This is a genomic window from Dactylosporangium sp. CA-139066, from assembly GCF_050936175.1.
Taxonomy (GTDB): domain Bacteria; phylum Actinomycetota; class Actinomycetes; order Mycobacteriales; family Micromonosporaceae; genus Dactylosporangium.
The window spans coordinates 1,605,216-1,620,753 of sequence record NZ_JBNJNH010000002.1; the positions used below are offsets into that span (position 1 = coordinate 1,605,216).

The following is a 15,538-nucleotide window of genomic DNA, read 5'->3' on the forward strand; positions in this document are numbered from 1 at the left end:
GTCACGGGACGGTGGGAGCGCGGTGTGAGTCTTCTGCGGATCGACGGTCGCTGTGAGCGGACTGCGACATTCGCCGGGTATGGTGCCCCGCGGAGGTGGTTATGGGGACGGGTCGGGCGTGGCTGCGTCGGCTGGTTTCGCCGCGTAGCTGGTCGCGGCCGGTTCGCTTCGTGCTTACCGGGCTGCTCGTCCTCGTCGTGGTCGCCGCCATGGGGATCACGGCCTATCGCACGCTCAAGCCTGCTGAGACGGTCAGCCGGGCCGACAAGCCCGTGCCCTCGCCGGAGCCGATCAAGTCCATCCAGTACGCGGAGCTGCCCTCGGCGCCGTTGATTGTTGAAGGGCGGCTTCGGGTTTACACCGAGCAGCGGCGGGTGTTCGCGGACACGCCCGTGACGGCGCAGCGGATGAATACGCCGCACTGGTCGTACCGGCGGTGGCCCGCGGAAGTGGTGTCGATCGTCGAGGTCGAGAAGCCCGCCAGCGGGGTGGGGATGTCCGTCGTGGTCACGAAGTGGTCGGACGGGGAGATCGTCGCGCTCGATGCGGAGAAGGGCGACATCGTCTGGCAGGCCAAGATCGATCCGGCCGACGGGGAGTCGTTCAAGGGGCGGCGGACCGGGGCCAAGACGATGTGGTCGCCGGAGGACCTGTTCGTGTCGGCGTCCGCGGTGGACAAGCAGCCGATCGTGATCGCCACCGGGAAGGACGTCGTCGAGGGGATCGATCCGGTCAACGGGGTGATCCGGTGGACGCGGTCGTTCATCGCCGAGCCGGGGTGCCGGACGAACGACTGGACCGGGACCGACACGTACTTCGTGAAGAACACCTGCGCGAAGCCGGCCACGCTGGAAATTTACGACGCGGCCAGCGGGGTGCTGCTCAACACCTGGCGGCCGCCGGGGGCCTCGATCGGGACCGACAACGTCACCAACTGGTTCATCGAGCCGGCGTCGTGCCAGCTGGGGCGGTCCGGGTGCGCGATGTTCAAGGCGGCGCCGACGGGGGACGTCGTGACGTACACCGACGCGGCCTCCGGGCTGGGGACGATCACGCCGGCGTACTGGTCGCTCGCGGCCGATCACACCGTCAAGCCCGAGCCGGTCGCGGACAAGGACACGATCGTCGTGGTCGGGGACGTGATCGCGCAGCAGATGACCGGCGGGTACATCTGGGCGTTCTCGCGCACGACCGGGCAGCGGCTGTGGATGTCGGAGGTCGCGGGGCGGCTCATCGGCGGCGACCAGCGCAACGTGTACCTGGTCAACAACGACTATCAGCTGCTGGTGCTCAACCTGGAGACCGGGGCCGTCACGTCGAGCACCGAGCTGCGTATCCGGCCCGCGGACCGGTTCGTCTACAGCATGTACTACCTGCACGCCGGGTACCTGGTGGTCGAGCGGCTGCAGACCACCAAGGAGTCGGAGATCGACGACCGCTACTACTTCAGCCAGGACACCGTCGTGCTGGTGGGGATCGGTTAGAGGATCACGCTCAGGAACTGGTCGTTCTCGGCCGGGGTGCCGATCGTGACGCGGACGCCGTCGCCCTGGAAGGCGCGCACGATCACGCCGGCGCGCTCGCACTCCGCGGCGAACTCGGCGCTGCGGTCGCCGAGCGGCAGCCAGAAGAAGTTTGCCTGGGTCTCGGGCACGTCGGGGTACACCTTCCGGACCGCCTCGACCACGCGCGACCGCTCGGCGACGACCAGGTCGACCCGGTGCTGCATCTCGTCCTCGGCGCGCAGCGCCGCCAGCGCCGCGGCCTGCGCCGGCAGCGAGGTCGAGAACGGGGTGACGACCTTGCGCACGGCGGCGACCACCTCGGGCGCGCCGATGAGGTAGCCGACGCGCAGGCCGGCCAGGCCCCACGCCTTCGACAGGGTGCGGGCGACGACGACGTTGGGGCGGTCGCCGTACGCCACCAGGCCGTCCGGCACGTCGGGGTCCGTGACGAACTCGCGGTAGGCCTCGTCGAGGGCGACCAGGACGTTGGACGGCACCTTGTCGAGGAACGCGTCGAGCTCGGCGCGGCGCACCGCGGTGCCGGTCGGGTTGTTCGGGTTGCACACGACGACGAGCCGGGTGCGCTCGGTGACCGCGGCGGCCATCGCGTCGAGGTCGTGGCCGTGCTCGGGCGTGTTGGGGACGCGGACGCTGGTGGCCGCGGTGGTGGCGCCGATGATGGGGTACGCCTCGAAGGACCGCCACGCGTAGATGACCTCGTCGCCGGGCATGCACGTGACGCGGAACAGGTGCTCGAACAGCGCGACGGAGCCGCAGCCGGTCGCGATCCGCTCCGGGTCGACGCCGAGGCGCTCGGCGAGGCGGCCGCGCAGCTCGGTGACGCCCATGTCGGGGTACCGGTGCGAGCCCGCCACGGCTTCGGTCACCGCCTCCACGACGCCGGGCAGCGGGCCGTAGGGCACCTCGTTGCTGGCCAGCTTGATCGCGCCCGGCACGCTGCGGCCGGGGACGTAGGCGGGAAGGGCGTCGAGGTCGGGGCGGGTGAGGCTCATGACTGTTCTCCGGCGTTCGGGGGTTCGGGGGACTGCTGCTCGGGAGACGCCGAAGCGTCGGCGGGGCGTTTGGCGCGCACCACGACGGTGCCGGCGGTGCGGTCGTAGATGGCCTGGTGCAGCGGCCAGTTGAGCACCGGCGTGAGGCCGATCACGAGCTGCAGCACGAAGCCGATGCCGCAGCAGCTCCACAGCAGCACCCACAGGCCGAGCGGGTTCCAGCGGCGGATCGCGCGGCGGAAGCCGATCGGCTGGTCGCTGTCCAGGCCGACGACCTTGATGCCGAGCAGCCGTTTGCCGAGCGTCTGGCCGCTGCCGGCGATCGCCGGGACCTCGTAGGCGAACCAGAGCGCGGCGATGAGCACCAGGATCACGACCTGCAGCCACGCCGAGCGGTCGGACTGCGTCACGTCGTTGAACGGCTCCCCGGCCAGCTGGCGGCGGTAGACCTCCTCGACGACCGGGGCGACGTCCTTGACGTACTGAAAAATGAACCAGCCCGTGACGATCGTGCTGAGCAGCGCGACCGCGACGATGTCGACGAGGCGGGCCAGCAGCCGCGAGCCGAGCGGGGCGAGGGTGTACCCGTGCGGGCGCACCGTCTCCGGCGCCGGCAGGCCCTGCGGCGGCAGTAGCACCTGCACCGCGCCGGCGGGCAGCGTGCCGTGCGGCCGCAGCCCGGGCGGCAGGGGGGTGCCGGGTGGCAGGACGATCGCGCCCGGCGGCAGCTGCCCGGGCGGGAACCCGCCGGGCGGGATCGGGGTGCCGGGCGGCAGGACGACGGCGCCCTGCGGCAGCGGCGACCCCGGGGTGGTCACGATCGGCGGGCGCGAGGCCGGTTCCTCGGCGGGGGCGGGCGGCTCGGCCTTGACGGCCGGCGGCTCGGTCGGGGTCGGTTCCGAGGCCGGCACCGGTTCGCCGATCCAGCCGTCGCCGTCCCAGTACCGCTGGACGTCCGGGTCCGCAGGGTCCTTGTACCACCCAGGCGCTGTCACGCCGCCTCCGCCTCCGTGTTACCGCTCGAGCTCATCCGGCCTTCACCACAATGGTGCCTGCCGCCTTGTCGTGCAGGCACTGCTGGTAGGGCTTGTCCCACAGCTGCCAGAGCCCGTCGACGTAGGAGAAGAACGGCACGACGGCGCCGGCCACGTTCTGCACGGCCCAGCGCCTGGCCATGACCCCGCGGGTCGGCGGCGCCGCCGGGTCGTCCAGCCGGATGATCCTCAGCTTCATGGCGCGCTTGCCCCAGGTCACGCCGGAGTGGCCGAACATCTCGACGTGGTAGATGTAGATCCACGCCAAGATCGCGAGGACGTATCCGAACTCGAAGAGCAGGATCAGCAGGATCGACGGGCCCGCGCTGCTGGAGTCGGTGTTCGCCGTGCCCGCGATCACCGCGAACATGGCGATGAAGATCGGGATGGCCAGCACGACGGCCACGCCGAACGTCACGAGCCCGTCGATGAGGTAGGCCAGGAACCGGTCGCCGAAGCCGGCGAGGGGCATGCCGTTCGGCGCGTACGGGACCATGTTGGGCGGCACGGTGTAGTTGCCCTGTGGATAACCGGGCTGTGGATAACCCGGCGCGGGCAGGCCCGGCTGTGGATAGCCAGGCTGTGGATAACCGGCGGGCTGTGGATAACCCGCCGGTTGGGCCACATTCTGTGGATAACCCTGTTGATAACCCGGTGGCTGCCCATACTCCGGGGCGCCACCACCCTGACCCGGATATGTCACCCGGACAGTGTTACAGGTTTCCGCGAAGTTCCTGCTCCCGCTCGATCGCCTCGAAGAGGGCCTTGAAGTTGCCCTTGCCGAAGCCCAGCGAGCCGTGTCGCTCGATCAGCTCGAAGAAGACCGTGGGGCGGTCCTGGACCGGCTTGGTGAAGATCTGCAGCAGGTATCCGTCCTCGTCGCGGTCGACGAGGATGCCGCGGGCCTTGAGCTCCTCGATCGGGGCGCGCACCTGGCCGATGCGGGCGCGCAGCTCGGGATCGTCGTAGTAGGAGTCCGGGGTGGTCAGGAACTCGACGCCGGCCGCGGTCATCTCGTCGACCGTGCGCAGGATGTCGTTGGTGGCCAGCGCGATGTGCTGGGCGCCCGGGCCGCCGTAGAACTCGAGGTACTCGTCGATCTGCGACTTCTTGCGCGACACGGCCGGCTCGTTGAGCGGGAACTTGACCTTGCGGGTGCCGCTGGCCACGACCTTGCTCATGAGCGCCGAGTACTCGGTGGCGATGTCGTCGCCGACGAACTCCGCCATGTTGGTGAAGCCCATGACGCGGCGGTAGAACTCGACCCACTCGTCCATGTGGCCGAGCTCGACGTTGCCGACCACGTGGTCGACGGCCTGGAAGTAGCGCTTGGCCGGCGGGGCGACGACCGGCTTGCGCGCCACGAAGCCGGGCAGGAACGGGCCGGTGTACCGCGAACGGTCGATGAGCGTGTGACGGGTCTCGCCGTAGGTCGCGATCGCGGCCCGGCGCACGACACCGTGCTCGTCCTCGACGTCGTGCGGCTCCTCGAGGCCGGTCGCGCCCTGGCGCACGGCGTAGGCGTACGCGGTGTCGACGTCGGGCACCTCGAGGGCGATGTCGGCGATGCCGTCGCCGTGCCGCTCGTAGTGCTGGGTCGCCGCGGCCTGCCGGTGTACGCCGCCCGTGAGCACGAACACCGCCGAGCCGGACTTGAGCACGTACTCCGCGTGGTCGCGATAGCCCTGCTCGGGCCCGCGATAGGCGATCAGCGTCATGCCGAACGCGGAGGAGTAGAAGTGCGCGGCCTGTTTGGCGTTGCCCACGTAGAACCGGACGTGATCGAGGCCGGTGAGCGGGAAGGGGTCGTGGGAGGCGTCGTGCTCGACGGCCCCGATGAGCTCGCTGAGGTCTTCGATGGCGCGGGTCATAGCGCAAGCCTGGCCCGGAAATCCGAGGTTGGGCAACGAACGCCCGACGGCATGGTCAAGTTGCACATTCCGTCGGGGATTTAGGGTGTACTCGTGAGCAGATTGACCAGCGAAATCGACGCACTCGATGCACGGCTGATCGCCTTGCTGGACGCCGAGCCGCGGATCGGGGTTCTCGAGTGCTCGCGGCGGCTCCGGGTGGCCCGGGGTACCGTCCAGGCTCGCCTCGACCGGCTCGCCTCCCGCGGGGTGATCCGCGGCCACGGGCCCGACGTCGACCCGGCGGCCCTCGGCTACGGGGTGACCGCGTTCGTGACGCTGGAGATCCGCCAGCGCTTCGGCCACGACCCGGTCGCCGCGCACCTGACCGAGATCCCCGAGGTGCTCGAGGTGCACACGATCACCGGCTCCGGCGACCTGCTGTGCCGGATCGTGGCGCGCTCCAACGCCGACCTGCAGCGGGTCATCGACCGGGTCATGAGCTACGACGGGATCCTGCGGTCGTCGACGATCATCGCGTTGGCGGAGCAGATTCCGTACCGTGTGCTGCCCCTGGTCCGTGCGGCCGCCGCTTCGGGCTCATCTTCTGGGTGAATGAGCGCGACACGGGTAAAAACGGCCATCCGGCGCTTTACCATTCGGCGGCGCTAGGCTGCCCGCGTGGCTAGGGGAGCGGTCCGCAACTTCGAGACGGCGCTCGGCGCGCTCGGCGTGCTGGCACTCATCATCACGGCCATCCTCGTCACCGGCTGGAACCCGCTGCCCAACGTGTCGCAGTGGTGGGAGAAGGTCGCCGACAGCACCGGCAAGCTCGCCACGCCGGACACGACCTGGACCGAGCGGGTCGGCGGCCAGCCTTCGGCGGCGATCGTCGCCAACGACGCCGCGATCGTCGTCATGCGCGGCACCGTCGAGGCGCGCGCGCTGAGCACCGGCGCGGTGCTGTGGCAGCGGGAGGCCGACTGGGCGGGCGTGGCCGGCGACGGCGTCAACACCGTCGCGGTCGCCGGCCGCCGCGGCCAGGGGCTCGTCGCGCTCGACCCGTCCACCGGCAAGGAGCGCTGGGCGGACAAGGACGTCGTGGGCGCGTGGACGTACCGTGACTCGGTCCTGACCCTCGCCTGCGGCGGCCTTACCGACTGCACGCTGGCCGCCCGGTCCCCGCGCGACGGCGCCCAGATCTGGAAGGTGACGCTGCCCGGCATCGGCCGCGTGCTCAACGGCGCCAACCCCGGCCTGCTCGGCACCGAGGTGATGGCCGACGCGTACCGCGACGCCATCAAGGCCATGCCCCGCTCCATCCCGGCGATGCTCGGCTTCCCGATCGAGCAGAAGGTGCGGGTCGTCGACACCGCGCACGGCAAGCTGCTCGGCGAGCAGGAGCCGTCCAACACCACGCGGATCGTCGTCGCGGGCGGCAAGGTGCTCGCCTCGACGGCGACGCCGAAGGACGGCGGCTGCCGGTTCAGCCTCGAGGCTCGCGACCCGGCCACCGGCAAGTCGGTGTGGAAGAAGGAGGGGTACGACCTGCGGACCGCCTCCGGCGCCGGCTGTGAGCAGCGCCACGACCCGGGCGGTTCCGACACGGTGCTCGTGGCGACCCGCGGCGACAACCGCGAGGTGTTCTTGTCCCCGCGCGACGGCCACGAGATGTGGGCCGGCGCCGCCGGCGACGAGATCGTGGCCGCCGACAGCCAGTACGGCCTGGTCCGCACCGACGGCGGCAAGACGCTCTCGGTCGTCGGCTTCGACCGCGGCGGCCGCCTGTGGCAGCAGCCCGTCTCCGCGAAGGCCGACGTGGCCATTTCGCGGTACGCCGTGCTGGTGCGCGACTCGCAGGAGGGGAAGCTGACGGCGTACGAGCCGGTCAGCGGCCGCCTGCTGCTGGACGTGAAGACGACGTCGGACGTGATCGGCGTCGGCGAGAAGGGCCTGATGATCGGCCGCGGCCGCACGATCGGCTACCTACCGTTCGCGTGACCTTGGCCTCTGGCCGAAACGCCCGGCAGGGCCGAGACTGCCTGCATGCTCACCTTGGCTTCGACCGGGTCCGTGCCGGTTGCGGCGATCATCCCGCTTGCCGTCATCGCGCTCGGCTTCGTCGCCTACTGCCTGTACGACCTGAGCCGATCACCGGTCCGGTACCTCCCCAAATGGGTGTGGGCCATCATCTGCCTCGTGTCGATCCCGCTCGGCGGCGTCGTGTACCTGCTCGTCGGCCGGGACCATCGATGATCCTGCGAACCACCGGACTGGCGAAGCGCTACGGCCGCCACGTCGCCCTGGACGCCGTCGACCTCGCCGTGCCGCGCGGCGCCGTCTACGGCCTGGTCGGCCCGAACGGCGCCGGCAAGACCACGCTTTTGGCCATCCTCGCCGGGCTTCGCCGCCCCACCACCGGCACGGTCCACTGCGAACTGCCGCGGCAACGGGTCGCGCTCCTGCCCGACACGCCGCAGTTCGACCCGTGGTTGACCGGCCGCGAGGTGGTGGCCCTGGCCCGCAACCTGGTCGCGGGCAAGGAGTCCGGGCCCCGCATCGACGACGCGCTGCACGCCGCGGGCCTGGCCGAGGCGGCCGACCGGCGGGTCGGCGGCTACTCCCGCGGCATGCTGCAGCGGCTCGGCATCGCCGCCACCGTCGTCGGCGACCCGGAACTGCTCCTGCTCGACGAGCCGGTGTCCGCCCTCGACCCCGCCGGCCGGCGCGAGGTCCTCGACCTCGTACTCCGGCTCCGCGCCCAGGCGACGACCGTGCTGTCCAGCCACATCCTCGCCGACGTCCAGGAGGTCTGCGACACCGTCGGCATCCTGCGGGCCGGCCGGCTGCTGTACCAGGGCCCGCTCGACAACCTCCTGGTCGGCCGGGCGGTTCCGGCGTACCGGGTGCGCCTGCGCGAGTCCGTGGAGCCCGTCGCCGAGCACCTTCGCCGCGAGGAGTGGGTCACCGGCGTCGACCAGGAGGGCCACGCGCTGCGCGTCGGCGTCCGCTCCCTGGCCGAGGCGGAGCTGCGGCTGCCGCAGGCCCTGGCCGCCGCCGACGCGCGGGTCGTCAGCTTCGAACCGCTGGCCGCCGACCTCGAGTCCGTGTTCCTGGAGCTGACCTCATGACTCTCTGGCGCCTCGAATGGCTGCGCCTGATCCGGACCCGGCGGCTGGTCGTGCTGCTCGGCGTGTACCTGTTCTTCGGCCTCACCGGGCCGCTGACCGCCCGGTACATCAGCGAGATCCTCAGTTCGCTGGGCACCGAGGGCGTCCGCATGGAGTTCCCCGATCCCCGACCGGCCGACGGCATCGCCCAGTTCATCGGCAACGTCTCCCAGATCGGCCTCCTGGTGGTGGTGCTGGTCGCCGCGTCCGCGCTCGCGTTCGATGCGCGACGAGAGATGGCCGTGTTCCTGCGTACGCGCATCCCGGGCGTGGGGGCCGTGGTCGTGCCCGCCTACGTCGTCACCACCGGCGGGGCCGTCGGGGCGTTGCTGCTCGGCTCGCTCGCCGCCTGGTACGAGACCGCCGTGCTGCTCGGCGGGCTGCCGGTGGCGCGCATGTTCGCCGGGATCGGGTTCGGCGCGGTGTTTCTCGGGTTCGTGGTCGCCCTGGTGGCGCTCGTCGCGGCGGTCGCCCGGGGAGTGCTCGCCACCGCGGGGATCACGCTGGGGGTACTGCTTGCACTGGCGCTGCTCGGCAACTTCGGAGGGCTCGGGCGGTGGCTGCCGACGAGCTTGTCCGGCGCGCTGACCGACCTCGTCCGCGGCACCGCGCCAACCCATTACCTGCCCGCCACCGGCATCACCGTCGCGCTCACCATCGCCGCACTGGCGGGCGCCGTCTGGTTCGGCCGCCGCCGCGAGATCTGACGCTCCGCGCGGGGTACGTACGTCACGTACTTGACGTACCTGCCCGGTGCATCGCATGCTGGGTGGGGGAAGCTTGGGGGAACGCATGTCCATTGCCGCGCACTTTGACAGCTACTCGGCCGCTCGGGCGCACTTCAAGGATCTGCTCGACGCTGCTCGGCGCGGCCGGGTGGCGACCGTGCAGCGGGAGACCGGCCGGGCCGCAGTCGTGGACGCCGAGCGTCTGCGCGTCAGCCTCGTCGCCGTGCTGCCATCGCCGCAGGTGGTAGCCGAAGACGGTGGGTGGTCGGTGTTCCTGCATGGTGTCCCGGTGGCCGCGGACGCGGCAACGTTCGACGAGGCGATCGAGGAGATGATCGTGGCGTTGCGGGAGTACGCCGACGACTGGCAGGAGCGGCTCCTGGACGCCCCGAACCATCGCGGCAACTGGGCGCTGGTCCAGGTCATCGAGCTCAGTGATGACGCCCAGCTGCGTGAGTGGCTGGTGGGCGCGCCCCGATGAGCTGGCCGACGCCGACGCGCCAGGATCACCAGAAGTTCTGCGAGATCGAGGGGTGGGAGCCGGTCCGGACCGCACGCGGCGGGACCGGCACCCACCACCTGACGTACGAACTGGCGTTGCCGGACGGCCGGATTCTGCGGACCCGGATCTCCCATCCGCCCGACCGCGGCACCTATGGTCCGGGCATTTGGAGTCACATCCTGCGTGATCAGCTCGACGTCGCCGAAGATGTCTTCTGGGCCTGCGTGCGCGACGGTGTCAGGCCGGCTCGGGGCAAACCCGAAGCGCCGCCGGCCGAACCGATCCCCGTCGAAGTGGTACACCTGCTCATCACTCGGGTCGGTCTCACCGAACCGGACGTGGCGCGCTTGACCAAGGACGAGGCCATCGCGCGCCTGAACGAGTACTGGACCGAAGGCAGCTGACGCCCCCGCCACGAGGCTGACCCACTGCTTGCTCGTGGTGTTTTTGGCGTTTGGGACTACCATACGTACGTGAGCTCGACGTCGGGTGTCCTGCTGACAACCACCGAGGTTGCCGCGCTGCTGCACTGCTCGCGGCAGCACGTCGTCGACCTGTGCGACAACGGGACGCTGCCGTTCGTCCGGGCCGGCACGCACCGGCGTATCCGCCGCGACGACGTCGAGCGGCTGCTGCGGCCGCCGTTTCGTCGTGAGGTCGAGAAGTCGCTGTGGCTGCATCGCGCCGTCGCCGGCAAACTCGTCGCTGACCCGGAACGGGGGATGGCGCTGGCCCGCCGCAATCTCGCCCACCGCCGTGCGGTGCACTCTGACGGCAGCGCCAACTCATGGTTCGACGCCTGGGAGCGGCTTCTGGGCGAGGGTGTGGACGCCGTCGTGGACATGATCACGTCACGGACCGAGGCGGCGGCCGAGTTCCGGCAGAACACGCCCTTCGCTGGGCTGCTGACCGAACGGGAGCGCCTGAAGGTGCTGGCCGCGTTCGACGCGACGCACCCCCGAGTGGCGTTGTCCGCATGAGACGCGAGCAGCTCGAACACGTCCTGCGGGCCGTGTCCGCGATCGTGGGCGACCCCGACGTGCTGGTCATCGGCAGCCAGTCGATCCTTGGCGCGATCCCGGAACATCTGCTGCCGCCGGTCGTCACCCGCTCGACGGAAGTCGACATCGCGTTCTTTGATGACCCGGACGGGCGCAAGGCCGACCTGGTCGACGGCGGCATCGGGGAGATGTCGGCGTTCGACAGTACGTACGGCTACTACGCCCAGGGTGTCGACACCTCAACCGCGATCCTGCCCGACGGTTGGCGGGATCGGCTTGTCGTTGTCGCCAACGCGAATACCGGCACCGCGCAGGCCCGCTGTCTGGAGCCGCACGACTGCGCGGCCTCCAAGCTCGCCGCCGGCCGGGAGAAGGATCTCGTCTTCGTATCGGCGCTCCTTGAAGCGCGCCTGATCGACGCCGACACCCTCGCGGACCGCATCAAGGCAATGAACGTCTCCACAGTGCTGCGCCAGCGCATGTTGAACTGGGTGGCGGCGGGAAGTTGACGCAGCTGCAGGCCAGGAACCGCCGGCGGCTTGCGGAGCGCCACGTCGCCTCCGACCAGTTGCCGGAGCTCATCCGCAAGGCATACAAGACGCCGCCGAAGGCGACCGCCATCTAGCGATGGCGATCATCCGGCGTCACGGCCAGAACGCGGCCGTGGCCTAGCGGTGCTCCATGATCAGCGCGAACGACGTCTCCGGGGCCAGGGCTTCATAACCGTGGGCGACGTCGCCGGCGAACGAGGCGTAGTCGTGGACGTCCAGGTCGACCGGGGTGTCCTCGGGGCCGACGCGCAGGCGGCCGCTGATCATCACCACGTGCTCGATCGTGCCGGGCAGGTGGGCGTCGGCCTTGCGGGTGCCGACCGGCTCCGCGCGCATGAGGTAGATGTCGCGGCGTACGCCCGGGGGGCAGGTTGCGAGCAGGGTGCCGACGAAGTCGGCCTGCTCGGACTTGATCGTGGGGCCGTCGCCGGCCCGGATCACGCGCGGCGCGGTCGGCGGGGGCTCGACCAGGCGGCTGAACGGCACGTTCAGCGCGACCGCCAGGGCCCACAGCGTCTCGATGTTGGGGTTGCCCGCGCCCGCCTCGAGCTGGCTGAGCGTGGACTTCGCGATCCCGGCGCGCTTGGCGACCTCGCTCAGGGACAGCTTCTCCCGCTCCCGCTCGCGGCGGAGCGCGGCCGCGATGAGGTCGATCGGCGGCTTGTTCGGGTCCATGCACCGGTCCATTCGCTGTATCGAACGAGTCATTCGGCTTGACGAACGACGACGACAGGGTCCAGCATACCGAACTATGCGTTCGATTCTCCGAACAGATCCGATTGCCCGGGATGTGATGGCGCTCTGTGCGGCCGCCGTCGTCGTCGGGCTGTCGTTCGGCGCGATCGCGTCCGCCGCCGGTGTGCCGTTGTCGCAGATCATGGTCATGAACGCCTTCGTGTACGCCGGGGGAGCCCAGTTCCTCGCCGTCGGCCTGACCGGCGCCGGGGCCACCGCCGTGGCGATCATCGTCGCGGGGCTGCTGCTCAACGCCCGCCACCTGCCGTTCGGCCTGGCGATCGGCAACGAGGTGCTCGGCACCGGGCGGGCGGCCCGGCTGCTCGGCAGCCACCTCATGACCGACGAGTCGGTCGCGTTCGCCCTGGCCCAGGACGACCCGGCGCGCCGCCGCCGCGCGTACTGGCTCACCGGCATCTCGCTGTTCCTGACCTGGAACGTCGCCTCCGGACTCGGCGCGATCGTCGGTTCCGCGCTGGGCGACCCCGACACGTTCGGCATCGACGCCGCGTTCCCGGCCGCGCTGCTCGCGCTGACGCTGCCGTCGCTGAAGGACCGCCCGGCGCTGCGCGTCGCGATCGGCGGGGCCGCCCTCGCGCTCGCCGCCACCCCGTTCCTGCCGGCCGGCCTGCCCGTCCTCGTCGCCCTGCTGGCCCTCGTCCTCGGAAGGCGGTCGTCGTGAGCTGGATCGCGATCATTGCGCTGGCCGGCGGTACCTACGCGTTCCGTTTCGCGGGCCCAGTGCTGCGCGACCGGTTCACGATGTCGCAGGAGCTGCGGCGGTACCTCGAACTGGCCGCCATCGCCCTGCTGGCCGCGCTCATCGGCACCGCCGCATTGCTGGACGGCACGCATTTCGTGGGCATCGCCCGCCCGGCCGGCGTGCTGGTCGGCGCGATCCTGGCCTGGCGCAAGCTGCCGTTCGTCGTGGTTGTGGTCGCCGCCGCCCTCACGGCGGCCCTGCTCAGGCTCGCCGGGGTCGAGTAATACAGTCGAGGCCATGCCCGACTTCGCGTTCTCGCCGCTGCTGCCGCTCGGACCCGACACCACCGAATACCGCCTGGTCACCAGCGACGGGGTCGGCCGCGACGGGCGGTTCCTGACCATCGAGCCGGAGGCGCTGACCCGCCTGACGGACGAGGCCATGCACGACATCGCGCACTTCCTGCGCCCGGCGCACCTGACCCAGCTGCGCTCGATCATCGATGACCCGCAGGCCTCGCCGAACGACCGGTTCGTCGCGCTCGACCTGCTGCGCAACGCGAACATCGCCGCCGGCGGGGTCCTGCCGATGTGCCAGGACACGGGCACCGCGATCGTCATGGGCAAGCGCGGCCGGTTCGTGCTCACCGACGGCAACGACGAGGCCGCGATCGCGCGCGGGGTCTACGACGCGTACACCCGGCTCAACCTGCGCTACTCGCAGCTGGCCCCGCTGACCATGTGGGACGAGAAGAACACGGGCTCCAACCTGCCGGCGCAGATCGAGCTGTACGCCGAGGGCGACGACGCCTACAAGTTCCTCTTCATGGCCAAGGGCGGCGGCTCGGCCAACAAGAGCTACCTGTACCAGGAGACGAAGGCCCTGCTGAACCCCACCCGGATGATGCAGTTCCTCGAGGAGAAGCTGCGCCTCATCGGTACGGCGGCCTGCCCGCCCTACCACCTCGCGATCGTCATCGGCGGCACCTCGGCGGAGCACGCGCTCAAGACGGCGAAGCTGGCCTCGGCGAAGTACCTCGACACGCTGCCCACCGCCGGCACCCCGGTCGGCCACGGCTTCCGCGACCTGGAGCTCGAGGCCGAGGTACTCCAGCTGACCCGCGAGTTCGGCATCGGCGCCCAGTTCGGCGGCCGGTACTTCTGCCACGACGTCCGCGTCGTGCGCCTCCCGCGCCACGGCGCCTCCTGCCCGGTCGCGATCGCAGTGTCCTGCTCCGCCGACCGCCAGGCCGTCGCAAAGATCAACGAGCAGGGCGTCTGGCTGGAGCAGCTCGAGCGCGACCCGGCCCGCTTCCTGCCGGACGTCACCGACGAGCACCTCGACGACGACGTCGTGTCGGTCGACCTGAACCGCCCAATGTCCGAGATCCGCGCCCAGCTCTCGGCCCTGCCGGTGAAGACCCGCCTGTCCCTGACCGGCCCGCTCGTCGTGGCCCGCGACATCGCCCACGCGAAGATCGCCGAGCGCCTCGACGCCGGCGAGCCCATGCCGCAGTACCTGCGCGACCACGCCGTCTACTACGCCGGCCCGGCCAAGACCCCCGACGGCTACGCCTCGGGCTCGTTCGGCCCGACGACGGCCGGCCGCATGGACGCGTACGTCGAGAAGTTCCAGGCCGCCGGCGGCTCCCTGGTGATGCTGGCGAAGGGCAACCGCTCGAAGCAGGTCACCGACGCCTGCCGCTCGCACGGCGGCTTCTACCTCGGCTCGATCGGCGGCCCGGCCGCGCGCCTGGCCCAGGACTGCATCAAACACGTCGAGGTCATCGAGTACCCGGAGCTGGGCATGGAGGCGGTCTGGAAGATCGACGTCGTCGACTTCCCGGCCTTCATCGTCGTGGACGACAAGGGCAACGACTTCTTCGCCGAGGTCACGAAGCCCGTCCTGACGGTCGGCCGCCGCGCCTGATCCGGACATGAAAAAGGCCGGCCAGAGATTGGCCGGCCTTTCTTCGTTGTTCGTCAGTTGGCGGCACGAAGCTCGGTGCCCTGGGCGAACTGGGTGGCGAAGCGCTCCTTGAGCGCGTCGAGCTCGGACCAGTCGGCCTGGTGCATCGACTCCGAACCTTCGGCGGCGAAGACGTGGTCGTCAACCGAGGCGTCGTGGCTGTAGTTGGTGTAGTCGTCCGACTCGTAGTGCACCGCCGGGCCCTGGTCGAACTCCACGTGGTGGCCCTGCGAGAAGTCCGTGGACTCCGACGCGGAGTGGTCGGCCTCGTACACGCCGAACTGGCTGTTGTAGTCCGCTTCGGAACCCTCGGCCTGGTGCAGCTGGTCCAGCTCGCCGCTCTCCTGACCGGCCTCGTACTGCCCGTAGTCAACGTCGCTCATTGCTCTATCTCCTCAAGAAAAGTAAACCGTTTCGGTGTTGAGAAGAACGTTAGAAGCGACGAGATCGACTTTGCTCCCGGGAACGTGCCAAGGGGGATCGACGAGTCCGGTGGAGCGAGCGAGGTACCGGATCGCGGTGCGTCACCGATAGACTGCGATGCGTGGTCAGGGCTCTCCGGGCGTGGCTGCGCGACTATGCCTCGCGGCGCGATGGGGTCGCCGGCGTGCTGACCGCGTGGGCGTTCATGGCGGCGGTGGCGCTGGCGGCCACCCTGGCCGTGGTGCTCCACATCGCGGCGCTCGGCTGGCTCGCCGCCCTGCTCTTCATCCCGTTGTGCTGGCGGAAATGGTTCCGCGGGCACTGGTGAAGAAAAATCGGGCGAAAGGGGTGATTT

20 protein-coding genes are annotated in these 15,538 nt (G+C 70.4%); 14 read left to right on the top strand and 6 right to left on the bottom strand.

What is annotated here, in order from left to right; translation table 11 throughout:
• The first annotated feature begins 170 nt into the window (after nucleotides 1-170).
• The gene (locus ACQEVU_RS52180; RefSeq protein WP_433338174.1) at nucleotides 171-1,484 is read left to right on the top strand and encodes a PQQ-binding-like beta-propeller repeat protein; all 1,314 of its coding nucleotides are present in this window, start codon (nucleotides 171-173) and stop codon (nucleotides 1,482-1,484) included.
• On the opposite strand, the gene hisC is transcribed toward ACQEVU_RS52180, so the two are convergent.
• The 4 genes from hisC to hppD form a co-directional block, all read right to left on the bottom strand.
• Nucleotides 1,481-2,518 carry a histidinol-phosphate transaminase gene (gene hisC, locus ACQEVU_RS52185; protein ID WP_433338176.1) on the bottom strand — a complete coding sequence of 346 codons (1,038 nt, stop codon included), beginning with the start codon at nucleotides 2,516-2,518 and terminating at the stop codon, nucleotides 1,481-1,483. The two genes, ACQEVU_RS52180 and hisC, sit on opposite strands and share 4 nt — an antisense overlap.
• Nucleotides 2,515-3,513: an RDD family protein gene (locus ACQEVU_RS52190; RefSeq protein WP_433338178.1), complete on the bottom strand. Its 999-nt coding sequence runs from the start codon at nucleotides 3,511-3,513 to the stop codon at nucleotides 2,515-2,517. The genes hisC and ACQEVU_RS52190 overlap by 4 nt, the downstream gene beginning before the upstream one ends.
• A 31-nt stretch (nucleotides 3,514-3,544) precedes the next feature.
• Nucleotides 3,545-4,048, bottom strand: a complete 504-nt coding sequence (locus ACQEVU_RS52195) for an RDD family protein (protein WP_433338180.1) — start codon at nucleotides 4,046-4,048, stop codon at nucleotides 3,545-3,547.
• A gap of 217 nt (nucleotides 4,049-4,265) precedes the next feature.
• Nucleotides 4,266-5,423, bottom strand: coding sequence for a 4-hydroxyphenylpyruvate dioxygenase (gene hppD / locus ACQEVU_RS52200; RefSeq protein WP_433338182.1), 1,158 nt, complete (start codon nucleotides 5,421-5,423; stop codon nucleotides 4,266-4,268).
• Nucleotides 5,424-5,516: 93 nt separating this feature from the next.
• Between hppD and ACQEVU_RS52205 the strand changes: the two genes are divergently transcribed.
• From ACQEVU_RS52205 to ACQEVU_RS52245, 9 genes are all read left to right on the top strand, one after another.
• A complete protein-coding gene (locus tag ACQEVU_RS52205; protein ID WP_433338184.1) occupies nucleotides 5,517-6,017 on the top strand; it encodes an Lrp/AsnC family transcriptional regulator in 501 nt (166 codons plus the stop codon).
• 66 nt (nucleotides 6,018-6,083) lie between these two features.
• Nucleotides 6,084-7,403: a PQQ-binding-like beta-propeller repeat protein gene (locus ACQEVU_RS52210; RefSeq protein ID WP_433338186.1), complete on the top strand. Its 1,320-nt coding sequence runs from the start codon at nucleotides 6,084-6,086 to the stop codon at nucleotides 7,401-7,403.
• A gap of 45 nt (nucleotides 7,404-7,448) precedes the next feature.
• Nucleotides 7,449-7,658: a PLDc N-terminal domain-containing protein gene (locus ACQEVU_RS52215; RefSeq protein WP_433338188.1), complete on the top strand. Its 210-nt coding sequence runs from the start codon at nucleotides 7,449-7,451 to the stop codon at nucleotides 7,656-7,658.
• A complete protein-coding gene (locus ACQEVU_RS52220) occupies nucleotides 7,655-8,533 on the top strand; it encodes an ABC transporter ATP-binding protein (RefSeq protein ID WP_433338190.1) in 879 nt (292 codons plus the stop codon). Before ACQEVU_RS52215 ends, ACQEVU_RS52220 begins: the two co-directional genes overlap by 4 nt.
• Nucleotides 8,530-9,279: a hypothetical protein gene (locus ACQEVU_RS52225; RefSeq protein WP_433338192.1), complete on the top strand. Its 750-nt coding sequence runs from the start codon at nucleotides 8,530-8,532 to the stop codon at nucleotides 9,277-9,279. The genes ACQEVU_RS52220 and ACQEVU_RS52225 overlap by 4 nt, the downstream gene beginning before the upstream one ends.
• A gap of 85 nt (nucleotides 9,280-9,364) precedes the next feature.
• Nucleotides 9,365-9,781 carry a hypothetical protein gene (locus ACQEVU_RS52230; protein ID WP_433338194.1) on the top strand — a complete coding sequence of 139 codons (417 nt, stop codon included), beginning with the start codon at nucleotides 9,365-9,367 and terminating at the stop codon, nucleotides 9,779-9,781.
• Complete coding sequence (locus tag ACQEVU_RS52235; protein WP_433338196.1) at nucleotides 9,778-10,206, top strand: hypothetical protein; 429 nt, start codon at nucleotides 9,778-9,780, stop codon at nucleotides 10,204-10,206. Before ACQEVU_RS52230 ends, ACQEVU_RS52235 begins: the two co-directional genes overlap by 4 nt.
• A 69-nt stretch (nucleotides 10,207-10,275) precedes the next feature.
• A complete protein-coding gene (locus ACQEVU_RS52240) occupies nucleotides 10,276-10,782 on the top strand; it encodes a helix-turn-helix domain-containing protein (protein ID WP_433338198.1) in 507 nt (168 codons plus the stop codon).
• The gene (locus tag ACQEVU_RS52245) at nucleotides 10,779-11,312 is read left to right on the top strand and encodes a DUF6036 family nucleotidyltransferase (RefSeq protein ID WP_433338200.1); all 534 of its coding nucleotides are present in this window, start codon (nucleotides 10,779-10,781) and stop codon (nucleotides 11,310-11,312) included. The genes ACQEVU_RS52240 and ACQEVU_RS52245 overlap by 4 nt, the downstream gene beginning before the upstream one ends.
• A gap of 159 nt (nucleotides 11,313-11,471) precedes the next feature.
• Here the strand turns inward: ACQEVU_RS52245 and ACQEVU_RS52250 are convergent, their stop codons facing one another.
• Nucleotides 11,472-12,029 carry a helix-turn-helix domain-containing protein gene (locus tag ACQEVU_RS52250; RefSeq protein ID WP_433338202.1) on the bottom strand — a complete coding sequence of 186 codons (558 nt, stop codon included), beginning with the start codon at nucleotides 12,027-12,029 and terminating at the stop codon, nucleotides 11,472-11,474.
• 118 nt (nucleotides 12,030-12,147) lie between these two features.
• Here ACQEVU_RS52250 and ACQEVU_RS52255 point away from each other — a divergent pair, with 118 nt between their 5' ends.
• Genes ACQEVU_RS52255 through ACQEVU_RS52265 form a run of 3 tightly spaced genes read left to right on the top strand, consistent with a single transcriptional unit; the run spans nucleotide 12,148 to nucleotide 14,721 of the window.
• Nucleotides 12,148-12,771 (top strand): AzlC family ABC transporter permease, encoded by a 624-nt coding sequence (locus tag ACQEVU_RS52255; RefSeq protein WP_433339742.1) that lies wholly within the window; start codon nucleotides 12,148-12,150, stop codon nucleotides 12,769-12,771.
• The gene (locus ACQEVU_RS52260; protein ID WP_433338204.1) at nucleotides 12,768-13,076 is read left to right on the top strand and encodes an AzlD domain-containing protein; all 309 of its coding nucleotides are present in this window, start codon (nucleotides 12,768-12,770) and stop codon (nucleotides 13,074-13,076) included. Before ACQEVU_RS52255 ends, ACQEVU_RS52260 begins: the two co-directional genes overlap by 4 nt.
• Nucleotides 13,077-13,089: 13 nt before the next feature.
• Nucleotides 13,090-14,721, top strand: coding sequence for a fumarate hydratase (locus ACQEVU_RS52265; protein WP_433338206.1), 1,632 nt, complete (start codon nucleotides 13,090-13,092; stop codon nucleotides 14,719-14,721).
• Between the two features lie 53 nt (nucleotides 14,722-14,774).
• On the opposite strand, the gene ACQEVU_RS52270 is transcribed toward ACQEVU_RS52265, so the two are convergent.
• The gene (locus ACQEVU_RS52270) at nucleotides 14,775-15,143 is read right to left on the bottom strand and encodes a hypothetical protein (protein WP_433338208.1); all 369 of its coding nucleotides are present in this window, start codon (nucleotides 15,141-15,143) and stop codon (nucleotides 14,775-14,777) included.
• A 161-nt stretch (nucleotides 15,144-15,304) separates the two neighbouring features.
• Here ACQEVU_RS52270 and ACQEVU_RS52275 point away from each other — a divergent pair, with 161 nt between their 5' ends.
• Complete coding sequence (locus ACQEVU_RS52275; protein WP_433338210.1) at nucleotides 15,305-15,511, top strand: hypothetical protein; 207 nt, start codon at nucleotides 15,305-15,307, stop codon at nucleotides 15,509-15,511.
• Nucleotides 15,512-15,538 lie beyond the last annotated feature (27 nt).